This is a genomic window from Acidovorax temperans (assembly GCF_006716905.1).
GTDB lineage: Bacteria > Pseudomonadota > Gammaproteobacteria > Burkholderiales > Burkholderiaceae_C > Acidovorax > Acidovorax temperans.
Genome location: NZ_VFPV01000001.1, coordinates 429,791 through 453,660 on the forward strand (window position 1 = coordinate 429,791; position 23,870 = coordinate 453,660).

At 62.6% G+C, this 23,870-nt stretch carries 17 protein-coding genes and 4 tRNA genes; 11 read left to right on the forward strand and 10 right to left on the reverse strand.

The annotated features are described in order from the left end of the window. The first annotated feature begins 5 nt into the window (after window positions 1-5). From trbE to BDD18_RS02180, 8 genes are read left to right on the forward strand one after another with little or no spacing between them, the layout of a single operon-like run. Window positions 6-2,465, forward strand: coding sequence for a conjugal transfer protein TrbE (gene trbE, locus BDD18_RS02145; protein WP_142081123.1), 2,460 nt, complete (start codon window positions 6-8; stop codon window positions 2,463-2,465). Next, window positions 2,462-3,202 (forward strand): P-type conjugative transfer protein TrbJ, encoded by a 741-nt coding sequence (trbJ, locus tag BDD18_RS02150; RefSeq protein WP_142081125.1) that lies wholly within the window; start codon window positions 2,462-2,464, stop codon window positions 3,200-3,202. The genes trbE and trbJ overlap by 4 nt, the downstream gene beginning before the upstream one ends. A gap of 11 nt (window positions 3,203-3,213) precedes the next feature. Then, the gene (locus BDD18_RS02155) at window positions 3,214-3,546 is read left to right on the forward strand and encodes an EexN family lipoprotein (RefSeq protein WP_142081127.1); all 333 of its coding nucleotides are present in this window, start codon (window positions 3,214-3,216) and stop codon (window positions 3,544-3,546) included. After that, window positions 3,543-4,928, forward strand: a complete 1,386-nt coding sequence (gene trbL / locus BDD18_RS02160; RefSeq protein WP_142081129.1) for a P-type conjugative transfer protein TrbL — start codon at window positions 3,543-3,545, stop codon at window positions 4,926-4,928. Before BDD18_RS02155 ends, trbL begins: the two co-directional genes overlap by 4 nt. 12 nt (window positions 4,929-4,940) lie before the next feature. Further along, a complete protein-coding gene (gene trbF / locus BDD18_RS02165) occupies window positions 4,941-5,645 on the forward strand; it encodes a conjugal transfer protein TrbF (RefSeq protein WP_031656899.1) in 705 nt (234 codons plus the stop codon). After that, the gene (gene trbG / locus BDD18_RS02170; RefSeq protein ID WP_142081131.1) at window positions 5,642-6,634 is read left to right on the forward strand and encodes a P-type conjugative transfer protein TrbG; all 993 of its coding nucleotides are present in this window, start codon (window positions 5,642-5,644) and stop codon (window positions 6,632-6,634) included. Before trbF ends, trbG begins: the two co-directional genes overlap by 4 nt. 2 nt (window positions 6,635-6,636) lie before the next feature. Further along, window positions 6,637-7,914 carry a TraB/TrbI/VirB10 family type IV secretion system protein gene (locus BDD18_RS02175; RefSeq protein WP_142081134.1) on the forward strand — a complete coding sequence of 426 codons (1,278 nt, stop codon included), beginning with the start codon at window positions 6,637-6,639 and terminating at the stop codon, window positions 7,912-7,914. Next, entirely contained in the window at window positions 7,911-8,153 is a 243-nt protein-coding gene (locus BDD18_RS02180; protein ID WP_142081136.1) for a DUF2274 domain-containing protein, read from the forward strand. The genes BDD18_RS02175 and BDD18_RS02180 overlap by 4 nt, the downstream gene beginning before the upstream one ends. A gap of 686 nt (window positions 8,154-8,839) precedes the next feature. On the opposite strand, the gene BDD18_RS02185 is transcribed toward BDD18_RS02180, so the two are convergent. The 10 genes from BDD18_RS02185 to BDD18_RS02230 form a co-directional block, all read right to left on the reverse strand. Continuing rightward, a tRNA-Gly gene (locus BDD18_RS02185) sits at window positions 8,840-8,915 on the reverse strand. 131 nt (window positions 8,916-9,046) lie between these two features. Then, window positions 9,047-9,120, reverse strand: a tRNA-Cys gene (locus BDD18_RS02190). Window positions 9,121-9,174: 54 nt separating this feature from the next. Then, window positions 9,175-9,250: transfer RNA gene (locus tag BDD18_RS02195), tRNA-Gly, on the reverse strand. An 83-nt stretch (window positions 9,251-9,333) separates the two neighbouring features. Continuing rightward, a complete protein-coding gene (gene lon, locus BDD18_RS02200; RefSeq protein WP_044402539.1) occupies window positions 9,334-11,760 on the reverse strand; it encodes an endopeptidase La in 2,427 nt (808 codons plus the stop codon). Between the two features lie 127 nt (window positions 11,761-11,887). Continuing rightward, window positions 11,888-13,153, reverse strand: a complete 1,266-nt coding sequence (clpX, locus tag BDD18_RS02205; protein ID WP_142081138.1) for an ATP-dependent Clp protease ATP-binding subunit ClpX — start codon at window positions 13,151-13,153, stop codon at window positions 11,888-11,890. 95 nt (window positions 13,154-13,248) lie between these two features. Further along, on the reverse strand, window positions 13,249-13,857 hold the full coding sequence (clpP, locus tag BDD18_RS02210; protein WP_044402533.1) for an ATP-dependent Clp endopeptidase proteolytic subunit ClpP: 609 nt from the start codon (window positions 13,855-13,857) through the stop codon (window positions 13,249-13,251). A gap of 123 nt (window positions 13,858-13,980) precedes the next feature. Continuing rightward, entirely contained in the window at window positions 13,981-15,291 is a 1,311-nt protein-coding gene (gene tig / locus BDD18_RS02215; protein WP_044402530.1) for a trigger factor, read from the reverse strand. A gap of 75 nt (window positions 15,292-15,366) precedes the next feature. Beyond that, a tRNA-Leu gene (locus BDD18_RS02220) sits at window positions 15,367-15,453 on the reverse strand. A 104-nt stretch (window positions 15,454-15,557) separates the two neighbouring features. Continuing rightward, on the reverse strand, window positions 15,558-18,731 hold the full coding sequence (locus tag BDD18_RS02225) for an efflux RND transporter permease subunit (protein WP_142081140.1): 3,174 nt from the start codon (window positions 18,729-18,731) through the stop codon (window positions 15,558-15,560). A gap of 8 nt (window positions 18,732-18,739) precedes the next feature. Continuing rightward, the gene (locus BDD18_RS02230) at window positions 18,740-19,921 is read right to left on the reverse strand and encodes an efflux RND transporter periplasmic adaptor subunit (protein ID WP_142081142.1); all 1,182 of its coding nucleotides are present in this window, start codon (window positions 19,919-19,921) and stop codon (window positions 18,740-18,742) included. A 327-nt stretch (window positions 19,922-20,248) separates the two neighbouring features. Between BDD18_RS02230 and hpnC the strand changes: the two genes are divergently transcribed. The 3 genes from hpnC to BDD18_RS02245 all read left to right on the forward strand — a co-directional run bounded on the left by hpnC (window position 20,249) and on the right by BDD18_RS02245 (window position 23,834). After that, window positions 20,249-21,151, forward strand: coding sequence for a squalene synthase HpnC (hpnC, locus tag BDD18_RS02235; protein WP_142081144.1), 903 nt, complete (start codon window positions 20,249-20,251; stop codon window positions 21,149-21,151). Window positions 21,152-21,422: 271 nt separating this feature from the next. After that, window positions 21,423-22,823: an L-serine ammonia-lyase gene (locus BDD18_RS02240; RefSeq protein WP_142081146.1), complete on the forward strand. Its 1,401-nt coding sequence runs from the start codon at window positions 21,423-21,425 to the stop codon at window positions 22,821-22,823. Between the two features lie 114 nt (window positions 22,824-22,937). Continuing rightward, window positions 22,938-23,834: an amino acid ABC transporter substrate-binding protein gene (locus BDD18_RS02245; protein WP_142081150.1), complete on the forward strand. Its 897-nt coding sequence runs from the start codon at window positions 22,938-22,940 to the stop codon at window positions 23,832-23,834. The last annotated feature ends 36 nt before the right edge of the window (window positions 23,835-23,870 follow it).

Sequence of the window (23,870 nt, forward strand, 5' to 3'; positions counted from 1 at the left end):
CCGCGATGCTGAACCTCGCCGAATACCGCCAGCGCCCGGCCTTGCTTGCCGACTGGCTGCCCTGGGCCGGGCTGATCGCACCGGGCGTCGTCTTGAACAAGGACGGCAGTTTCCAGCGCACGGCCCGGTTTCGCGGGCCTGACCTCGACAGCGCGACGCAAGGCGAGTTGATCGCCACGTCGGCGCGCTTGAACAACGCGCTGCGTCGCATGGGATCGGGCTGGGCGCTGTTCATCGAGGCCGAGCGCCGCGCCGCCGCCGACTATCCGCGCTCGGAGTTTCCCGAGCCGCTTTCGTGGCTGGTGGAGGAAGAACGCCGGGCCGCCTTCGAGGAATCGGGCAATCACTTCGAGAGCGGCTATCACCTGACGCTCGTGTACCTGCCACCCGAGGAATCGCACGCCCGCGCGGCGGGGATGCTGTACGAGAACCGGCCTACCGACGGCGTGGACTGGCGCGAGCGGCTGCAAGCTTTCGCCGCAGAAACGGATCGCATCTTTGACCTGCTCGACGGCGTGATGCCGGAAATCGCCTGGCTGGATGACAGCCAGACGCTGACCTACCTGCACGCCACCATTTCGACGCGGCGCTACCGCGTCGGCGTGCCCGAAGTGCCGTTCCACATCGACGCGCTGCTGACCGACTCCGCACTCGTCGGCGGCCTGGCGCCCATGCTGGGCGACCAGAACCTGCGCGTGGTGTCGGTGCGGGGCTTCCCGACCTCGACCTGGCCGGGGATTCTGGACGACCTCAACCGCCTCGACTTTGCCTACCGCTGGAGTACGCGCTTTCTCTGCCTGGACAAAGCCGAGGCGGAAAAGGAACTCGCCCGCCTGCGCCGGCAGTGGTTCGCCAAGCGCAAGAACGTCATCGCTCTGCTGCGCGAAACGATCTTCCAGCAGGAAAGCCCGCTGGTGGATACCGACGCCAACAACAAGGCGGCTGACGCCGACGCCGCCTTGCAGGAGTTGGGCAGCGACCAAGTTGCCTTCGGCTACCTGACGGCGACTGTCGCCGTCATGGACGCGGACGCCGCCGTGGCCGACGAGAAGCTGCGCATGGTGGAGCGCGTCATCCAGGGCCGGGGCTTCGTCACCATCCCCGAAACGCTCAACGCCGTGGATGCGTGGCTGTCGTCCATTCCGGGCAACGCCTACGCCAACGTGCGCCAGCCCATCGTCTCGACGCTGAACCTGGCGCACATGATGCCGGTGTCGGCGGTATGGGCCGGCCCGGAGAAGAACGACCATCTCGACGGCCCGCCGCTGATCGTCACGCGCACCGATGGCGCGACGCCGTTTCGCCTCGTGACGCATATCGGCGACGTGGGCCACACGCTGGTCGCAGGCCCGACCGGCATGGGCAAGTCGGTCTTGCTCGCCACGCTGGCGATGCAGTTCCGCCGCTATCGCGGCTCGCGCATCTACGCGTTTGACATGGGCCGCTCGATGCGGGCCACCATCCTCGGCCTGGGCGGCGAGCACTACGACCTCGGGACGGATGGCGAAATCGCCTTCCAGCCCTTGGCACGCATCGACCGCGAAGGCTACCGCACCTGGGCGGCAGAATGGATCGAAGGCCGCTTGCTGCATGAGGGCGTGGCGGTCGGCCCCGACGAGAAGGCGGCTATCTGGTCGGCGCTGGGAAGTCTCGCCGGTGCGCCGGTGGAGCAGCGCACGATGACGGGACTTTCCGTGCTGCTGCAATCGAACACGCTGCGGCAGGCGTTGTCGCCCTATGTGCTGGGTGGCGCGCACGGCAAGCTGCTAGATGCCGACCATGACCGCCTCGGCATGGCCGACGTGCAGTGCTTCGAGATGGAGGAGCTGATGCACAGCAAGGCCGCCGTCATGGCCGTGCTGCATTACCTCTTTGCGCGTTTCGATGAACGCTTCGACGGGGCGCCCACGCTGCTGATCCTCGATGAAGCGTGGCTGTTCCTCGATGACCCGGTGTTTGCCGCGCGCATCCGCCAGTGGCTCAAGACGTTGCGCAAGAAGAACGTCTCGGTGATCTTCGCCACGCAGAGCCTCGCCGACATCAAGGATTCGAGCATCGCGCCCGCGATCATCGAGAGCTGCGCAAGCCGCATCTTCCTGCCGAACCCGCAGGCCACCGAGCCGCAGATTCGCACGATCTACGAGGGCTTCGGCCTCAACAGGCGGCAGATCGAAATCGTTGCCACCGCGCAGCCCAAGCGCGACTACTACTACCAATCCCGTCTCGGAAACCGTCTGTTCGACCTCGACCTGGGGCCGACGGCGCTCGCCTTCGCAGGCGCGTCCACGCCGCAAGACCAGCGCGACATAGACCGCGTGCTGCTGGATGTCGGCGTGCCCAGCTTCGCTGGCGCCTGGCTGCGCCATCGCGGCCTCGATTGGGCGGCCGACCTGCTGCTCTCGTTCCCCGGCCTCGCGCCGGGTTTCCTCCGTACCGCTGACCACCTATTGGAGAACCAGCCATGAAGATCCGTGCGCTTTCCATTTCGCTTGCTGCCGCACTGTCGCTGACGACATTGACGCCTTCACCAGCATTGGCCTGGCGCATCGTCTTTGATCCGACCAACTATGTGCAAAACACGCTGACCGCGATCCGCACGCTGGAGCAGATCAACAACCAGATTCGTCAGCTCCAAAACGAAGCGCAGATGCTGATGAACCAGGCGCGCAACCTCGCCAGCCTGCCGTCCAGCGTGGTGAACCAGTTGCGCGCCAACCTGGCGACGACCGAGCGGCTGATCGCCCAGGCCAGAGGCTTGGCCTACGACGTGACGAATCTGGATCGGGAGTTCGCACGTCTGTATCCCGAGCAATACGCCACCACCGTCAGCGGCGACCAGATGTACCGTGACGCGCAGGAGCGTTGGCGGAACACGCTCAACGGCTTGCAGACCACGATGCAGATGCAGGCGCAGGTGTCGCAGAACCTGGGCGAAGACGAAAGCGTGCTGGCCGATCTTGTCGGAAAGAGCCAGTCAGCCCAAGGCGCGCTCCAAGCCATGCAGGCCATGAACCAGTTGCTGGCCTTGCAGGCCAAGCAGTCGATCCAAGCGCAGCGGCTTCAGATCACGCAAGACCGGGCGGCCTCGCTGGAGCTGGCGCGGCAGGCGGCGGCCACGGAGCGCGCCCGCGAGGTGCGGCGACGCTTCCTGGGTGACGGCACGCCATACACGCCGCAGTCCGTGAATTTCTACGGCAACTGACGGAGGCCGCCATGCGATGCGTCCTCGTCCTGTGTACCGCGCTGCTGGCCGCTTGCGGCGAGCAGCCGGTCGGCCACCTTGCAGATGCCCTGGCCGCCGATCCAGTGCGGCTCAAGGCGTTGCGCGAGCAATGCACGGCCCATCCACGACAGGTCATGCAGGCCACGGGCGAGGACGCTTGCCGCGCCGCCGCCGAAGCCTTCCGGCAGCGCTTCTTCTCCGGCCAGGCTCGGCCGGATGAATACCAGACGCTGGCCGACTTGCCGCCGATCCCGCCGAGCTTCGAGGAGCCGGCCGATGGCGTGGCGCCCGCAATGCCACCCGAACCGGAGGACACGCCATGAATGACGTGACCATCATCGACCAATTCCTCAACACTTTTGCCGCTTATATCGACTCGGGTTTCGGGCTGCTGCGGGGCGAAGTGGCGTTCCTCACTGCCACGCTGATCGTCATCGACATGACGATCGCCGGGCTGTATTGGGCCATGAGCCATGCCACCGGCCAGGGCGAGGACGTGATCGCCAAGCTGCTGCGCAAGGTGCTCTACGTCGGCGCCTTCGCCTACATCATCAACAACTTCAACTGGCTGGCGAGCATCGTCTTCCGCTCGTTCGCGGGATTGGGCATCACCGCCACCGGCTCGGCCATCACGATGGAGAACTTCTTGCAGCCGGGCCGGCTGGCGAAAACCGGCATTGACGCCGGTGCGCCGATCCTGGAGCAAATCGGCGAGATGGCGGGCTTTCCCGAAGTGTTCGTGAACCTCGACCCCATCGTGGTGATGTTCCTCGCGTGGCTGGTCGTGGTCTTGTGCTTCTTCGTGCTGGCGATTCAACTGTTCATCACGCTGATCGAGTTCAAGCTGACCACGCTCGCGGGCTTCGTGCTGGTGCCGTTCGCGCTCTGGAACAAGACTTCGTTCCTGGCCGAAAAGGTCTTGGGCAATGTGGTGGCCTCCGGTGTCAAGGTGCTGGTACTGGCCGTGATCGTCGGTATCGGCTCGGGCTTGTTCGCTCAGTTCCAAGTCCATCCCGCCGAGCCATCTATTGACCACGCGCTGGTCATCATGCTGGCCTCGCTCACCTTGCTGGCGCTCGGGATCTTCGGCCCCGGCATCGCCACGGGCCTCGTCTCCGGTGCGCCACAGCTCGGCGCTGGCGCAATGGCCGGTGCTGCTGTCGGCGCTGCCGGCACGGCCGTCGCCATCGGCGCCGCCGCGACGGGCGTGGGTGGCGCCGTGGCTGCTGGTGCGCGCATGGCCCCGGCTGCCGCCAAGCTGGCCGGTAGCGGTGCGCGCGCCGCCACGTCGGCGGCCAGCAGTGCGAAGTCGGCGTTCCAGGCCGGTTCCGCCGCCGCTGGCGGCGGCGCAAAGGGCGCGATGGCGGGCCTGGGCAACGTCGCCAAGACCGGCGCGCAGGCAGCCGGGCGAGGCGCTGCATCCCGCGCTTCCGCTGCCGGGCAGCGAATGGCCGCTCCCTTCCGCGCTGGCTGGAATGGCGCTGCTGCCGCTGGCGGCGCGGGTGCGGCATCCGGTCAGGGTGCCGCAGGCGAGGCCGCATCCGGCGCCGCTACGGCGCAGACACAGGAACAGCCCGCTTGGGCCAAGCGCCTGCATCGCCGCCAGCAACTCACCCATGCCGCGACCACCACCGCCCACGCACTGCGCGGTGGCGATGGCGGCGGCTCCGGCCAGGGGCCGAGCCTGCGCGATTCCGATTCATAAGGAGAACTGACCATGCGATTCAAGAAACCGCAGGTGCGCTACGCCGACACGCCGCAGCCTGCCACGCCGTACCAAGCTGCCGGCCAGGTGTGGGACGAGCGCATCGGCTCGCCGCGCGTGCAGGCGAAGAACTGGCGCCTGATGGCCTTCGGCTGCCTCACGCTCGCGCTGTTGATGGCCGGCGGCCTGGTATGGCGCTCGGCGCAGTCCTTCGTGACGCCCTACGTCGTGGAGGTGGACAACGCGGGCCAGGTGCGCGCAGTGGGCGAAGCCGCCACGCCATACCGGCCCAACGATGCGCAGACCGCGCACCACATCGCGCGCTTCGTGACGCTGGTGCGCTCGCTGTCCATCGACCCCATCGTCGTCCGCCAGAACTGGCTGGACGCCTACGACTACACGACCGACAAGGGCGCGGCCGTGCTCAACGACTACGCACGGGTCAACGACCCGTTCGCGCGCATCGGCAAGGAGTCGGTGACGGTGCAGATCACCAGCGTCGTGCGCGCCAGCGACACGTCTTTCAACGTGCGCTGGACGGAACGCCGCTACGTCAACGGCGCCGCAGCGGGCTTGGAGCGGTGGACGGCCGTGGTGTCCATCGTGCTCCAGCCGCCGCGCACCGAAGAACGCCTGCGCAAGAACCCCCTGGGCATCTACGTCAACGGCCTGTCGTGGAGCCGCGAACTGGATTCTTCCGAAGGAGCCAAGCCATGAATGATCTTTTCCGTAAATCCGCCTTGCCGGTGATCTTGCTTGCCCTGACGGGCTGCGCCACGCAGGGCAAGCCATCGCCGACCATCTCGCTCGATGAGCCGGTGCAGGCCCAGCCGCTGCCCGAGCCACCCGCGCCGGTGGAGGTGGTGGCCGTGCCCGAGGTGCTGCCGATGCCGGCGCAGTTGAAGCCATTGCCCGAAGCCGAGGACGCCAAGCCCACGCCGGAGCCAGCCGACGAGAAGGTGCGCGTCTCGCGCGCCAATGCAGAGGCCCGCGTCGCGCCCACGCGCGAGGGCTACGTCAACGCAATTCAGGTGTGGCCGTTCACCGATGGCGCGCTCTATCAGGTCTATGCAGCCGTGGGCCGCGTGACCGTGATTTCGCTCCAGCCGGGCGAGGAGCTGGTGACGGTGGCCGCCGGCGATACCGTGCGCTGGATCGTGGGCGATACATCGAGCGGCAGCGGTGCCGACCTGCGCGTCAATGTGCTGGTCAAGCCGATCCGCTCGGGCCTCAAGACCAATCTCGTCATCACCACCAACCGCAGGACGTACCTGCTGGAGTTGGCTTCGACGGAAAAGACGTGGATGGCGTCGGCTTCTTGGGAGTATCCGCGTGACCGGATGCTGGCCTTGCAGCGCCAGGCGCAGGCGGCCAGCGCCGCCGCGCCGGTGGACTCCGGCTTGTCGCTGGAAAACCTGCGCTTCCGCTACGCGGTCAGCGGTAGCAACCCGCCGTGGAAGCCGCTGCGCGCCTTCGACGACGGGCAGAAGGTCTATATCCAGTTCCCCGCCGGCATCGCGCAAGGCGAGCTGCCGCCGCTGTTCGTGATCGGGCCGGAAGGCGACGGGCAACTGGTCAACTCCCGCTTCCGCTCGCCGTACTACATCGTGGATCGGCTGTTCGGTGCCGCCGAACTGCGCCTGGGCGGGGACAAGGGCGACGTGGTGCGAATTGAGCGCACGGACGGCGTTGCGCGGAGGAACTGACCATGAGCCAAGACGACACCCCCGACCTCGCCACGCCGCAGGCAGGCAAGGTCGCGCCGGAAGCGGTGGCGCTGCGCGCCCAGCCGCGCCCGGTCACTCGCCTGAACCGGCGCACGCTGGCCATCCTCGTCGGCGGCCTGTCGGTCGCCGTCCTTGGGGCCACGATCTGGTCGCTACAACCGCAGCGACGCAGTGCGGGCGAGCAAACCGAGCTTTACAACGTCGATCGCGTCTCGAAATCCGAAGGGCTGGATGCGCTGCCGACGGACTACTCGAAGCTGCCACCAGCCTTACCGCCCGATGTGCCCGAGCTGGGGCCGCCGTTGCCCGGCGACCTTGGCCCGGCCATCGTCGCTTCGCAGCAGCCGGTGACGCCGGGCTATTCGCCGCCAGGCCATGATCCCGAAGATGCCTTGCGCAAGGAGGCGGACGCGGCGGCGGCCTCGTCGGTGTTCTTCCGCTCGGGCGGCCAAGGGCAGACCGCCGCCACGGTCGCGCAGGCAGCGCCGGGGGCTGCAAGTACGCTTGCGGCCTTCGATCCGCTCGCTGCTGGGCCTGCCTCGACGGCGGCCCAGCCCGCCGACCCGACCGCCGTGCAGAACCGGCAAGACCAGAAAGAGGCGTTCCTGAAAGCCGGTTCTACGGAAACCCGCAATTCCGGCAATCTGGCGCTGCCCGCGTCGCCGTATCAGGTGATGGCCGGAACGGTGATCGCCGGTGCGCTGGTGACAGGCATCAAGTCGGACTTGCCGGGCGACGTGATCGGCACTGTGACGGAGCCGGTCTATGACACGGCCACCGGCAAGTTCCTGCTGATACCGCAGGGATCGCGCATCCTCGGGCGTTACAACAGCCAGGTCAGCTACGGGCAGAGCCGCGTGCAGGTGGTGTGGAACCGCATCATCCTGCCGGATACGTCATCGCTGACGCTCGACAACCTCGTGGGCACCGGCCCGGCCGGCTACGCGGGCTTGGAGGATGACGTGGACTGGCACTGGAACCGCATCTTTGCCGGTGCGGTGCTGACGACGCTGCTTGGCGTCGGCGCAGAACTGGCCGCGCCGGAGAACGGCCAGGACGGCAACCGCATCGTCATCGCCGGGCGTGACAGCGCGCAGGACAGCATCAACCAGGTCGGCCAGGAGATCACCCGGCGCAACATGAATATCCAGCCGACGCTGACCGAGCGGCCGGGCCTGCCGGTGCGGATCATCGTCAACCGGGATCTGGTGCTGCGGCCGTACCAGCCCCTGTTCTTCAATCGTGGAGCTTCCCAATGAGTGCGACCAAGAAGCTGCGGCTCGGGCCGCTGCCCAAGACCGAAAGCGTCAAACTGACCTTTGCCTGCCCGGCCAGCTTGAAAGCCGACCTCGACCGCTACGCCGCGCTGCACGCGCAGGCGTATGGCGAGGCGGTCGATGCCGTGACGCTGATCCCGCACATGCTGGAGGCGTTCATGGCGGGGGATCGGGGATTCAAGCGCACACAGCCCAAGAACGGAAAAGCCGCCCCTGCGTGAACAGGGGCGGCTCTGGATTGGTGCCCGAGGCCGGAATCGAACCGGCACGCCTTTCGGCGAGGGATTTTCTTACCACTTCGACTTTCGCCGCCGCCCTGCTCAACGCAGGGCGTTCGTGGTCTGGAGCACGCCTTCACCATAGCCTTGCGGCCGTAGGTGCCCGCCGTCTGCTCTCTACACCTTCCCAAGCTGTAGCTTGGGCTTGGCTCGGCGTTGGCTCGGATGCAAAAGCATCCAGGGCGTTCGCCGACTTTGACGGGCTTCACTTCGGGCGTTTCCCCCCGAAGGCTCAAATTGTTCAAGTCCCTTGTGTCTACCGATTTCACCACTCGGGCGTAGTGCTCAACACACTAAAAACACCTACCTCCATCTACTGGCGCCTAGCTGGCCCCTGGCCGTCAAACCTAGCTGCAAAGCCACAGCTCGGATGCCCGCAAACCGTTGTCACTATTGACCTTCTGGCTCGGTAGTTCTAGCAGGAAGGACTTGACAAAACAGATTTTAAGTCCGCAGTGTCTACCAATTTCACCATCGGGGCGCCAGCCACCGAGTGCGTGTTGCCCGGCAGCGTAACCCGGACGTCGCCGCAGAGCAACGTCCCATCGAACAAGAGCAACGCAATCACTGAAGATTGGATGATTGCGTTGCACCAAGAAAAAAGGGAAGCCTGAGCTTCCCTTTGAATTTGGAGCGGGAAAAGAGTCTCGAACTCTCGACCTCAACCTTGGCAAGGTTGCGCTCTACCAACTGAGCTATTCCCGCATTTTGCATCAACACTTCAGTGCATCAGCAAGAATTAAATTATAACACAATTTTTGAATTTCTGCGAAATTTCAAAAATTTTTCCAACTCTCTGAAGTAACTCAAGTCACTTCAGCAAGTCAGCCGCATCCTGGAGGCGCGGTCCGGAGTCGAACCGGACTAACCGGATTTGCAATCCGGGGCATAACCGCTTTGCTACCGCGCCAGAAACCACTGCCTTGGCAAAAAAGGGAAGCTGATGCTTCCCTTTTTTGGAATTTGGAGCGGGAAAAGAGTCTCGAACTCTCGACCTCAACCTTGGCAAGGTTGCGCTCTACCAACTGAGCTATTCCCGCATTTATCGAAGCCTTACATTCTACAACGTTTGCTGCGATGGGATGAATTGTAGCGCATTTTTTGGAGGTTTTCGAAAAAAACTTCAGTGCTTCAAAGAATCGTTACTGACTGCCGGAGAAGTTTTGTCTGCCGTCACTGCAGTAACTGCAGCCTCCTCGTCTGACAAGGGGACAGGCTTGCGCTCCAGCGCCACCTCAAGAACCTTATCAATCCACTTCACAGGAATGATCTCGAGTCCGCTTTTCACATTCTCGGGAATCTCCTGCAGATCCTTGACGTTCTCTTCCGGGATCAACACGGTCTTGATGCCGCCACGCAAGGCCGCCAGCAATTTTTCCTTCAACCCGCCAATCGCCGTAACTTCACCGCGCAAGGTGATCTCACCCGTCATGGCAACATCTCCACGAACAGGAATGCCTGTGAGGGCGGAGACAAATGCAGTGGTCATTGCAGCACCTGCGCTCGGGCCATCCTTCGGCGTGGCGCCATCCGGCACGTGGATATGAATGTCCCGTTTTTCAAACACTTCATCCTTGATGCCCAGCAGCCGGGCACGGCTGCGCACAACCGTTCGCGCAGCCTCCACGGATTCCTTCATCACATCACCCAGTGATCCTGTGCGAGTAATGACACCCTTGCCTGGCATGGTCGCAGCTTCGATGGTGAGCAGGTCGCCACCCACCTCGGTCCAGGCCAATCCGACCACTTGGCCGATCTGGTTTTGCTGCTCAGCTCGCCCGTAGGTGTACTTGCGCACACCCAGGTAATCGGGCAGGTTGTCTTCCGTGACCACCACCTGGGGCGTGAGCTTTTTCAGCTGCAAGCCCTTCACCACCTTGCGGCAGATCTTGGACAACTCCCGCTCCAACGACCGCACACCCGCCTCACGGGTGTAGTAGCGAACCATGTCGCGCACCGCAGCTTCGGTAATCAACAACTCTTCGTCCTTGACTCCGTTGTTCTTCAGCTGCTTGGGCAACAAATAGCGCATGGCAATGTTGGTCTTCTCGTCCTCGGTGTATCCCGACAAGCGAATCACTTCCATCCGGTCCAGCAGTGCAGGAGGAATGTTCATCGAGTTGGACGTCGCCACAAACATCACGTCGCTCAGGTCGAAGTCAACCTCTACGTAATGGTCGCCAAATGTGTGGTTCTGCTCAGGGTCCAACACCTCCAGCAGTGCGCTGGATGGATCGCCTCGGAAATCAGTGCCAAGCTTGTCAATCTCATCCAAAAGGAACAGCGGATTGCGCGTTCCCACCTTGGACAAGCTTTGGAGCACCTTCCCAGGCAAAGCCCCGATGTAGGTGCGCCGGTGCCCGCGAATTTCGGCTTCGTCCCGCATACCGCCCAGCGCCATGCGTACGTACTTGCGCCCAGTGGCTTTGGCAATCGACTGTCCGAGCGAAGTCTTGCCCACCCCTGGAGGCCCCACCAGACACAGAATAGGCGCCTTGACCTTGTCGACGCGTTGCTGCACAGCAAGGTATTCAAGGATGCGGTCTTTGACTTTATCGAGACCAAAGTGGTCTTCGTTCAAGACACCTTCGGCGTTGACCAAATCATGCTTGATCTTGGTCTTTTTAGCCCAAGGCAAAGCTGTCAACACATCGATGTAATTGCGCACGACCGATGCCTCAGCAGACATGGGAGACATCAGCTTGAGCTTTTTCAATTCAGCTTCTGCCTTCTTGCGAGCCTCGGCAGGCATCTTGGCGAGCTTGATCTTCTTCTCAATCTCTTCGATGTCCGCGCCGTCGTCGCCCTCACCCAATTCTTTCTGGATGGCTTTGACCTGCTCATTCAGATAGAAGTCGCGCTGGTTCTTCTCCATCTGGCGCTTCACGCGCCCACGGATTTTCTTGTCAACGTTCAGGATGTCGACTTCACGATCAAGCTGCTCGAACAGATTCTCAAGGCGAGCCTTCACATCGGAGAGGTCCAGTACCACCTGCTTGTTCTCAAGCTTCAGAGGCAGATGGGCCGCAATGGTGTCGGCCAAACGGCCCGGATCATCGATGCTGGCGATCGACGTCAAAATCTCGGGTGGGATCTTTTTGTTCAGTTTGACGTATTGGTCAAACTGCTGCATCACTGCTCGACGCAAAGCCTCAATTTCACTCGACTTGGCTTCGTCAGCAGCAGGGGCAACTGGCGTCACCGTAGCGTTGAAATGGGTTTCTGCATCCTCTATGGAGGAGACCAAGGCACGCTGCTGGCCTTCCACCAGCACCTTGACGGTGCCGTCGGGAAGTTTGAGCATCTGCAAAATGGTCGAGACACAGCCGACATCAAACATATCAGACACCGAAGGCTCGTCTTTGGCGGCGGCCTTCTGGGCGACCAACATGATGCGCCGCTCGGCTTCCATGGCCAACTCCAACGCCTTGATGCTTTTGGGTCTTCCCACAAACAGCGGGATAACCATATGGGGAAACACCACCACATCACGCAAGGGCAACAGTGGAAGGTCAAGGGGGGTGGCTGGGAGGGGGGTATGTCCGGACATGGAAATCCTCAGTTAACTCTGTGGAATATGGTCCACATATGGGGATTTTCAACCCTTGCACGCAGCCGCACTGGCGCAAGGGTTGCTGAAAGAAAGGGCTGCTGGGTGCAAGCCCGTACCGGGCATCTCAGGCCTTCTTGGCCGCTTCGCGGTACACGAGAAGCGGCGGCTTGTTTTCTTCGATGGTTGCCTCGTCAACAACCACTTTCTCAACATTGCTGGTGTTGGGCAGGTCAAACATGGTGCCAATGAGCGATTGCTCCAGGATGGATCGCAAACCGCGCGCACCCGTCTTGCGTGCCAACGCCTTGCGCGCAATTGCCTTCAAGGCCGCTGGGCGAATCTCCAACTCCACACCTTCCATGGAGAGGAGCTTGCTGTACTGTTTGACGAGCGCGTTCTTGGGCTCTGTCAGGATCTGCACCAGCGCGTCTTCGCTCAACTCAGCCAGCGCCGTCACCACCGGCATACGGCCTACCAGCTCAGGGATGATGCCAAACTTGATCAGGTCTTCAGGTTCGATCTCCTGGAAGACATCCGTCAGCGACCGCTGCTTCTTGCTGCGCACTGCTGCACCAAAACCGATGCCAGAAGCTTCGGTACGGTTTTCGATGACCTTTTCCAAACCGGCAAAAGCGCCGCCGCAAATGAACAAGATGTTGGTCGTGTCGATCTGCAAGAAATCCTGGTTGGGATGCTTACGGCCACCCTGGGGAGGCACGCTCGCCATCGTTCCTTCAATCAGCTTGAGCAATGCCTGCTGAACGCCTTCACCAGACACGTCACGGGTGATGGACGGGTTGTCAGATTTGCGAGAAATCTTGTCGATCTCATCGATGTAAACGATGCCACGCTGGGCACGCTCCACATCGTAATTGCAGCTTTGCAGAAGCTTCTGCACGATGTTTTCTACGTCCTCGCCCACGTAGCCAGCCTCGGTCAGCGTGGTGGCATCGGCCATGACAAAAGGCACATCCAGCATGCGCGCGAGTGTCTGGGCCAGCAAAGTCTTGCCAGAGCCCGTGGGGCCAATCAGCAAGATATTGCTCTTCGAGAGCTCAACATCGTCCTTGAGCGCCTTGTCCTTGTGACGCAAACGCTTGTAATGGTTGTACACGGCCACAGCAAGCGTTCGCTTGGCTACGTCTTGGCCGATCACATAGTTGTCAAGATTGGTCTTGATCTCAGCCGGTGTCGGCAGGTCACTTCGCCCATCCTTGGACAACTCGCCCACCGGCAACTCATCACGGATGATTTCATTGCAAAGGTCAATGCACTCATCACAGATAAAGACCGAAGGACCAGCGATCAGCTTTTTGACTTCGTGCTGGCTTTTACCGCAGAAGGAGCAGTAAAGGGTTTTTTCGCTGGAGGAGCCTTTTTTCTCGGCCATGGGGCAATGCCTTGTTACGGAAAGTTGTCGGGATGATAACCAAATAAAAACGGCGTCTTCCCCAAGGGAAAACGCCGCCCAGTGTGCTACCGGGTTCAGGCGCGCTGGCTGATCACCTGATCCACCAAGCCGTAATCCTTGGCTTCATCGGCAGACAGGAAATAGTCGCGCTCAGTGTCGCGCTGGATCTTCTCCAGCGGCTGACCTGTGCGTTCGGCCAGGATTTTGTTCAGTTGCTCACGGGTCTTGAGAATTTCACGGGCGTGGATCTCAATTTCAGTGGCCTGCCCCTGCATACCACCCAGAGGCTGGTGGATCATGACCTTGGAGTTGGGCAGTGCAAAGCGTTTGCCTTTGGCACCTGCTGCCAACAAAAAGGCGCCCATGCTCGCAGCCATGCCGGTGCACAGCGTTGACACATCGGGCTTGATGAAGTTCATCGTGTCGAAAATCGCCATGCCCGCGCTGACAGAACCGCCAGGCGAGTTGATGTAGAACGAAATGTCCTTGTCAGGATTTTCGCTCTCGAGGAACAGCAACTGCGCCACCACCAGATTGGCAGTCTGGTCGTTGACAGGCCCTACCAAGAAAATCACGCGCTCCTTGAGCAGGCGCGAGTAAATGTCATACGACCGTTCACCACGGCCAGACTGCTCGATGACCATGGGGATCATGCCCAGGCCTTGTGTTTCCAATGCGCTCATGTTTTCTCCAGTCAAGCAGGTACTGTACCCAGAAATGAATTGGGGCCTGTGCGCAAAAGCACAAGCCCCTTGGTTGGCATTACCGCCAGCTCAATTCCGTAGGAAATGGCCAGCAGCAGGGCTTCAGCCCTGGCCCATCAGTTCGTCGAACGACACGGCCTTTTCAACCACCTTGGCCTTGCTCAGCACGAACTCGGTCACGTTGTTTTCGATCACCACGGCTTCCACTTCTGCCAGACGCTGGCGGTCACCGAAGTACCAGCGCACCACGTCTTCAGGCTTCTCGTAGCTGGCAGCCAGCTCGTCGATGTGGGCCTTCAGTTGCTCAGGCTTGGCTTGCAGTTCGTTAGCACGCACCAGCTCAGCAACAACCAGACCCAAGCGCACACGGCGCTCAGCCTGGGGGCGGAACACGTCTTCAGGGATTTCTGCCTTGTCGGCGTCCTTGATGCCGCGCTGCTTCAGCTCGGCACGGGCACCTTCCATCAGGCGGGCGATTTCGGCTTGCACGCTGGCGTTGGGCAGATCCAGCTCAGCTTTGGCCACCAGAGCGTCCATCACGGCTTGCTTGTTGCGAGCCAGCAGGCGGAACTTGACTTCACGCTCGAGGTTCTTTTTGATGTCTGCGCGCAGGCCTTCGACGGAGCCGTCAGCAATGCCCAGAGACTTTGCCAGGGCGTCGTTCACTTCAGGCAGGTGAGCAGCTTCAATCTTTTTGACGGTGACCAGGAAATCAGCAGTCTTGCCAGCCACTTCCTTGCCGTGGTAATCGGCCGGGAAAGCCAGCGGGAAAGTCTTGCTTTCACCGGCCTTCATGCCGCGCACAGCGTCTTCAAATTCCTTGAGCATCTGGCCTTCGCCCACCAGGAACTGAAAGCCTTCGGCCTTGCCGCCTTCAAAGGGTTCGCCATCGATCTTGCCTTCGAAGTCCACCGCCACGCGGTCACCGTCTTGGGCTGCTGCGTCCAGCGCGCGCTGGGCGAAGCTGCGGCGCTGCTTGCGCAGGATGTCGATGGTCTTGTCGATAGCGGCATCGGTCACTTCAGCCGACAGCTTTTCCACTTCGGCATCCGACAGATCGGCGATCTTGACTTCAGGGAACACTTCGAAAACGGCGTCGAAAGTAACTTGACCTTCAGGAGCGCCTTCTTTTTCCGTGATACGGGGCTGACCCGCCACGCGCAGCTTGGCTTCGTTGGCGGCCACGGCAAAAGCCTCGCCCACCTTGTCATTCAGCACTTCGTACTGAACTGAGTAGCCATAGCGCTGAGCCACCACATTCATGGGCACCTTGCCAGGACGGAAACCGTCCATCTTGACCGTGCGGGCCAGGCGCTTCAGGCGCGAGTCCACTTCAGCCTGGATCAAGGTAACGGGCACGCTCAGCGTGATCTTGCGCTCGAGCTTTTCAAGGGTTTCAACAGTAACGGCCATGGCTATTCCTCTTATGAATGTGGATCGTGCTGGCTGCAGCGCAGCAGCGCCGTGTTCCGCAAAGTCTCACATGGATGGTGCGCGGGGGGGGACTCGAACCCCCACACCATTGCTGGCGTCAGGACCTAAACCTGGTGCGTCTACCAATTTCGCCACCCGCGCGGTTCTACAAACAAACAGGCGGCAAGCACGGCTCGCCGCCTGTGTGAAATCGGTCAACCTTCTATTTTACCCTGATGTGCGGGGCGGCTGACCGAATCCTTTCTTCAAAATACTTCAGGCTCCGGGCGACGCACCCTGAACCACGCCGCGTACATCGCTGGCAAAGCCAGCAAAGTCAGCACGGTGGCAACCACCAAACCACCCATGATGGCCACGGCCATAGGGCCCCAGAAAACGCTGCGCGACAAGGGGATCATGGCCAGCACCGCCGCCGCGGCAGTGAGCACGATGGGGCGCAGACGGCGGACGGCCGACTCCACAATCGCGTCCCACGCAGGCACGCCGCGTGCACGGTCTTGCTCGATCTGGTCGATGAGGATCACCGAATTGCGCTGGATCATGCCCATGAGGGCAATCACCCCCAGCAACGCCACAAAGCCAAACGGACGGTTCAGCAGCAGCAACGCACCAGCCACCCCGGCCAGCCCCAGCGGGCCGGTCAGGAAGACGAGCATCGCGCGACTGAAGCTGTGCAGTTGCAGCATCAACAGCGTGAAGGTAATGAACAGCATGATCGGAATGCCTGCCGCAATCGACGCAGACCCCTTGGAGCTTTCCTCCACGGCACCAGCCACTTCAATGCGATAGCCGCCCTGCCCTGCCGCATGCCAGCGGGCTTCGATCTCGCGCAGGCCGGGCAGCAGAGCGGCCGTCACCGTGGCGCCCTGCATGCCTTCGGTCACATCCCCCTGCACCGTGATAGCGTAGTCGCGGTTCTCGCGCCACATCACACCGGGCTCCCAGGTGAACACAGGCTTGGCAATTTGCGTGAGCGGGATGGACTTGCCCGAGGCCGTAGGCAGATAAGCGCTACCGATATCGGTAATGGCGTTGCGCTCGTCCAGCGGCTGGCGCAGCACGATGTCGATGAGCTTGTCACCCTCGCGGAACTGCCCGATCTGCGAGCCGGCCAGCATGATCTTGGCGGCCTGGGCGATGGACTGGCTGCTGACCCCCAGCGCACGCGCCTTGTCCTGGTCCACCTCCATGCGCAGCACTTTCACGGACTCGTTCCAGTTGTCGTTCACGCCGCGCATGTCGGGGCTGGCGCGCAGTGCAGCCTTCACCTCGTCAGCACGCTCACGCAGCACCACCGGGTCGGGACCCATCACGCGGAACTGAACGGGGTAGGCCACGGGCGGGCCGTTGGGCAGCAATTTCACGCGCCCGCGCACTTCAGGAAATTCCTGTGCCAGCAGCGTGGGCAGCTTGATGCGCAGCGATTCACGCACCGCCAGGTCCTTGGGCAAGACGATGAACTGCGACACGTTGGTTTGCGGCAGCACCTGGTCCAGCGGCAGATAGAAACGCGGCACACCCGAACCCACCCAGGTGGTCACGGAATTCACGCCGGCTTCGGTCAGCAGACGCTGCTCCACCCGCTTGGTGACCTCTTCGTTGCCCGCAAACGATGTGCCTTCAGGGAACCAGACTTCCACCATGATTTCGAGACGGCTGGAATCCGGGAAAAACTGCTGCTGCACCTTGCCCATGCCCACAATACCCAGGGCAAAGGTCAGGGCCGTGAGGCCAATGGTGATCCAGCGGTGCTGCACGCACCAATCCACCAGCCGCCGGAAGGCGGTGTAGAACGGGCTGTCAAACACCTCGTGCGGGTCGTCGGTGATGCCCTTGTTGGCCTGGGCGGCCTGCACATGGGGCGGCACCTTGAGCAGCAGCGTGCCCAGGTAAGGCACGAAGTACACCGACACCACCCATGACAGCACCAGCGAAATCACCGTCACGGCAAAAATCGCGAAGGTGTATTCACCCGTCATCGACTTGGCAATGCCAATCGGCAAAAAGCCAGCCGCCGTGATCAGGGTGCCCGTCAGCATGGGCATGGCTGTCAGCTCATAGGCAAAGGTGGCGGCGCGCACCTTGTCGTAGCCCTCTTCCAGCTTCAGCACCATCATTTCGACGGCGATGATGGCGTCGTCCACCAGCAGGCCCAGCGCAATGATGAGCGAGCCCAGCGAAATCTTGTGCAGGCCAATGCCCCAGTACCACATGGCCAAAAAGGTCACGGCCAGCACCATGGGAATGGTGATGCACACCACCAGGCCGGGCCGGGGGTCGATGTACCAGCGCTTCCACAGCGGGTGGTTGCCAGGGCGCTTGTGCAGGCCCAGGCTGATGAAGCTCACGGCCAGCACGATGACCACGGCTTCGATCAGCACCTTCACAAATTCGTTGACCGATGTGGACACGGCCTTGGGCTGGTCTTGCACATTGACCAGCTTGACGCCCGCTGGCAACGAGTTGCCGATGCGCTGCGTGGCTTGTTCCAGCGCCTTGCCCAGGGCAATGATGTCGCCACCCTTGGCCATCGAGATACCCAGCGCAATCACCTCACGCCCCTGGTGGCGCACCTTCACGGTGGACGGGTCTACGTAGCCACGCTTGACCTCTGCAATATCGCCCAGGCGGAACTGCGCACCCGACGGGCCGCGAATCGGCATGGCCCGCAGGTCTTCAATGGCGTTGAACTGGCCGCCCACACGCACCTGCACCTGGTCCAGCGGGGTCTGCACAGCCCCGGCCGACTCCACGGCGTTTTGCTGGCCCAGCTGGGCCAGCACCTGGTTGAAATCCAGCCCCAGCTGCGACAGGCGCTTTTGCGAGATTTCGACAAACAGCTTTTCGTCCTGCACGCCGAACTGCTCGACCTTGGCCACATCGCGCACGCGCAGCAGTTGCTGGCGCACATCGTCGGCAAAGGTCTTCAGCTCTGCGTAGCTGAAGCCTTCGGACTCCAGCGCGTAGATCACGCCATACACATCGCCGAACTCATCGTTGAAGAACGGGCCCTGCACGCCGGTGGGCAGCGTGTAGCGCATGTCGCCCACCTTCTTGCGCACCGTGTACCAGATATTGGCCACCTCGTTCGGGCGCGATGAATCCTTGATCTGGAAGATGATCTGCGACTCGCCTGGCTTGGAGTAGCTGCGGATCTTGTCGGCGTAAGGCACTTCCTGCAGCGTGCGCTCGATCTTGTCGGTCACCTGCTCGGCCACCTGCTGCGCTGTGGCGCCAGGCCAGTAGGTGCGCACCACCATCACCCGGAAGGTGAACGGCGGGTCTTCGTCCTGCCCCAGCTGGAAATAGGCCGCGAAGCCCAGCAGCATCAGCACGACCATCAGGTAGCGCGTGAGCGCCGGGTGGTCGAGCGCCCACTTGGAGAGGTTGAACCCCTCTTTTGGTTGGTTCTGGCTCATGGTGTGCCTTACTTCGCAGCGGGCTGGGATGCACCGCTTGCTACTGAATCAGTAGCTGCTGGCGCTTGATTCACGGGCGCTACAGCCGTTTTTGGCTGATATACCGTTACCTTCTGCCCTGGTGAGAGCACATGCACCCCGGTGGCCACCACCTGCATGCCAGGCGTGAGGCCGGAGGCCACCACGGCGTCGTTGCCATCAGCAGTGGCAATCTGGATGACCTGGGACTTGACGGTGCTGGTGGCAGGGTCATACACCCACACCGCGGTGGACTGCCCTTCCTGGCGCAAGGCCGTGGTGGGCAGCTTGATGGCGGGGGTGCCGGCATGGCTCAGCGCCTTGGGGGTGACGTACACAGTGGAGCCCAAAGCCGGCGCTTCGGCGCGATCGATGGCCACCTTGACCTGGAAGGTGCGGGTGGCAGCGTCGGCACTGGCGGCCACTTCGCGCACCTTGCCCGTCAACGTCTTGCCATTGGCCCAGCCACGCACGGCCACTTCCTGGCCGGGGGCCATGGCGGCCACCTTGTCCTCGGGCACGGCAAACACCACATCACGGGCGCCGTCCTGGGCGATGCGCACCACGGGCGCACCTGCCGCCACCACCTGGCCTGGCTCAGCATCAATGCCGGTCACCACGCCAGCCGCATCGGCCACCAGCCGCGTGTAGGCGGCCTGGTTGCCTTGCGAGGCCAGTTGGGCCTGGGCCTGGTCCAGCGTGGCCTGCGCGGCCTTCAGGGCGGTGTCGCGCCGCTCCAGCTCGGCACCGCTGATGAAATTCTGGTCTTTCAGCGCTGCGTAGCGCTTGTAGTCGGCCGCCGCCAGGTCGCGCTGGGTGGTGGCTGCAGCCAGCTGCGCGCGGGCGGCCTCCGCCGCCAACTGGTAGTCCTTGGGGTCCAGCTGCGCCAGCACATCGCCAGCCTTCACGCGCTGGCCCAGTTCGGCCTGGCGCTGCACGATCTTGCCGCCCACGCGAAAGCCCAGGCGGGACTCCACCCTGGCGCGCACCTCGCCTGCATATTCGAGCTGCGACTCCAACGCACCCACGCCCACGGTCATCAACTTGACGGCACGCACGGGCTCCTGCGGCGGCGCAGGCCGCGAACAAGCGGTCATCAGCGCCACTGCGCCCAGAAGCGTGAGATACCTGTGAAACCCGTGAAATGGCCGCGAAGCGGAAGGTGTACGCATGGAAAATCCAGTGATGAAAAATGGTGCGACCGGGCGGTGCAAGTTGGACTGCCCCTTGCTCTGCGCCCAGGCCAAAGCCGATGAGCCCCTCCCCCGGCAAATCACGCGATAGGGCACGACAACACAGTCGTGCACGCCACAGCGATGGACCGGCGCGACAGGCGCAACCGGGAACCACCCCTTGTTTCGGGGCTGCAAAAGCGGTGATTTATTCAGGAGAGAGGCCTTCAACCAGCCCTGGTCAGACAGTGCCGAAACAGCTACTGACTGACCGGTTAGTAATCTATGAGAAGGCCCGGGCATTGTCAAGCGACAATCCACGCCGCCATGAATCCTGAAAACCGCTCTTCCCCTGCCCCTTCTGCGACCCCTTTGGCCGCCCCAGCGGCCCAGGCCGCAGCGGCAGTCACGCACTATGAGAATTTTCCGGTGGCGTCGCTGCTGTGCCCGCCCCGCCTGCGCCCGCCCATTCGGGCGATCTACGCTTTTGCACGCACCGCCGACGACATTGCTGACGAAGGCGACGCCCCGCCAGCGCAGCGCCTGCAAGACCTGGCAGCGTTCGAGACCGACTTGCAAGCTGTCGCCCGGGGGCACGCACCATCGGAGCGTTGGGAGACGGTGTTTCTTCCGCTGCGCGCCATGATCGAACAGCACCAGCTGCCTGTGAACCTGCTGGCCGACCTGCTCAGCGCCTTCGCCCAAGACGTGGAAAAGACGCGTGACGCCGAGGGCTACGCCGACCGGGCAGAGCTGCTGGACTACTGCCGCCGCTCTGCCAACCCGGTAGGCCGCTTGCTGCTGCACCTGTATGGCGTGAGCGATGCCCAGGCACTGCAGCAAAGCGACGCCATCTGCACAGCCTTGCAGCTGGCCAATTTCTGGCAGGACTTGAGCGTGGACATTCCGCGCGGCCGCCACTACCTGCCCCGCGCCGACTGCGCGGCCTACGGCGCCTGCCAGGCCGAGCTGCTGGCACGCCAGACCACGCCGCAGAATGCGCGGCTGATTCAAGACAGCGCCGACTGGGCACGGGCCCTGATGGTGCAAGGCGCGCCCCTGGTGCACCGCCTGCCCGGTCGCATGGGGTGGGAGCTGCGCCTGGTAGTGCAAGGCGGCCTGCGCATTCTGGACAAGGTGGACGCCCTTCAAGGCGGCAGCCTGCACACCCGCCCCCGCCTGCATGCCCCGGACTGGATCGTGATGCTGGCCCGCGCCGTGGCAATGTAAGAAAGATTTATGCCCCACAACGGGCGCTAACCCGCCGGCTTCAAGCGCCCGAAAAATTCAAGTCAAATCAGGCTCTAGCGCTTTATCCAAAAGCGCCAGCAGCTACATTTTTAATAGCATCATTGATGATTGGCAGACAACCCAGCACGCCAGCCAACCTGGCCTGCCTTGCCGCCACCGGCATGAGGGGCAGGGATTCCGCGCGTGCGGCGGCAGCACGGCGCCGCTAGCCTTGGCAGAACCACAACCCGAACCACGGCCTCGCACCACCATGTCCGTCAGCGTCTTCGACCTTTTCAAAATTGGCATCGGCCCCTCCAGCTCCCACACCGTGGGCCCCATGATTGCTGCGCGGCAGTTCTCATGCCACCTGCAAGCCACCGTGGGGCTGGCGGCAGTGCACCATGTGGTGGCCGAGCTGTTTGGATCGCTGTCCGCCACGGGTATAGGGCATGGCACCGACACCGCTGTGATGCTGGGCCTGGCAGGCCACGAGCCTGACACCATCGACCCCGACCAGATCGCGCCCACCGTGGCCCAGATTCGCAGCAGCCAACGCCTGCCGCTGCTGGGCGAACACAGCATTCCCTGGATCGAGAAGGAACACATGCTGCTGCGGCGCAAAAGCCTGCCCCGCCACCCCAACGGCCTGTGTTTTCGTGCCTTTGACGCGCAGGGCCAGGAAATCGCCGTGCGCGAGTACTACTCGATTGGCGGCGGCTTTGTAGTGGACGAGCAAGGCCAGCGCGTGACCAACCCCGGCGCAGCAGCTGCTTCCGGCAGCCAGGGCCATGGCCAGGGGCTGCCCTACCCTTACAGCACCGGGGCAGAACTTCTGGCGCAGTGCCGCGCCACGGGCTTGAGCATGGCCCAGGTCACTGCCGCCAACGAGCAGCACTGGCACAGCGCCGACGAAGTGCAACGCCAGCTGCTGCGCATCTGGCAGACCATGGCTGGGGCCGTGCAACGCGGCTGCGCGGCCACTGGCACTCTGCCCGGCCCCATGCATGTGCGCCGCCGCGCGGCCGAACTGCACCGCAACCTGAGCAGCCACCCCGAGGCCGCGCTGCGCGACCCGCTATCGATGCTGGACTGGGTGAACCTGTACGCCATGGCGGTGAACGAGGAAAACGCGGCGGGCGGCCGCGTGGTCACAGCACCCACCAACGGTGCCGCCGGGGTCATCCCCGCAGTGCTGCACTACTACGTGCGGTTCCTGCCCGGTGCGAACGATGCGGGCATTGCCACCTTTTTGCTCACTGCGGGCGCCATCGGCATCATTTACAAGGTCAACGCATCGCTTTCGGGTGCCGAGGTGGGCTGCCAGGGCGAGGTGGGCGTGGCCTGCTCCATGGCCGCGGGTGCCCTCGCCGCTGTGATGGGCGGCACGCCCGAGCAGGTGGAAAACGCCGCAGAAATCGGCATGGAGCACAACCTGGGCATGACCTGCGACCCCGTGGGTGGGCAGGTGCAAATACCCTGCATTGAGCGCAACGCCATGGGCGCCATCAAAGCAATCAACGCCGCCCGCATGGCCCTGCACGGCGATGGCCAGCATGTGGTGTCGCTCGACAAGGTCATCAAAACCATGATGCAGACCGGCGCCGACATGAAGAGCAAATACAAGGAGACCTCGCGCGGCGGGCTGGCCGTGAACGTTGTGGAATGCTGACGGTGCGCAAGCAAGTTTGCGCACGGTAGGCCCTGAGGCAATCACGGTGGGGGGATGGATGCTGCAACGCACAAAAGGCACGTCCTTTTTACCCACCTTTCCCCCTGCTCAAGCATGTCAAACCCTTCCAAACTGCGCCAGTGGGCCTTGATGGCCGCCCTCAGCCTGGCCGCCGTGCCAGCCCTTGCACAAGACACCATTTCACGTATTGCCAGTTCCAGAGAGCTGCGTCTGGGCCACCGCGAGAAATCACTGCCCTTCTCGTACAAAGACAGCGCCTCTGGCAAGGTACAGGGCTACACGGTGGACATCTGCCTGCAGATCTTTGAAGAGATCAAAAAAGAACTGAAGCGCCCCGACCTGCGCGTGAATTACCTGCTGGTGGACGGCAAGAACCGCATCACCGACGTGAAAAACAACATGGTGGATCTGGAATGCGGCGGCACAGCCAACACCGCAGCACGGCAGAAGGAAATTGCTTTCAGCCACCATATCTTTGTGGCGTCTTCGGCATTTTTGGTGCGCAAAAGCTCCAACATCAAAACGCTGGACGATCTGCAGGGCAAGAAAATCGCCGTGCAGGGCAAGACCACGAACGAAAACCTGCTGCGCGCCAATGAGCGCACCTTCAACCGCAAGTTCAACTACGTGCTGGTGGAAAGCACTCTGGACGCCGTGAACGCGTTGGCCAAGGGCGAGGCCGATGCCGCCTTTGCAGACGACGCAGGCATCTGGATCCCGCTCACCCGCCTGGGCAAGTCCATGGATGACTACCACTTCCTGGAAAAACGCCTCTCTGTGGAGCCCTACAGCATTGGCCTGCGCAAGGACGACCCCAAGTTCAAGGAGCTGGTGGACCGCGTGACCCGCCGCATGATCCAGAACGGCGAGATGGCGGCCTTGTACAAAAAGTGGTTCAGCTCCGAACAAGGCACCCTGCCGATCAGCATCTTCATGAAAGAAGCGCTGCGTCGCCCCAGCGACATCGGTGTAGAGCAGATCGCGTTCTAAACCCCGCATGCCCTCGCCAGGGGCCGGGCAAAGCCC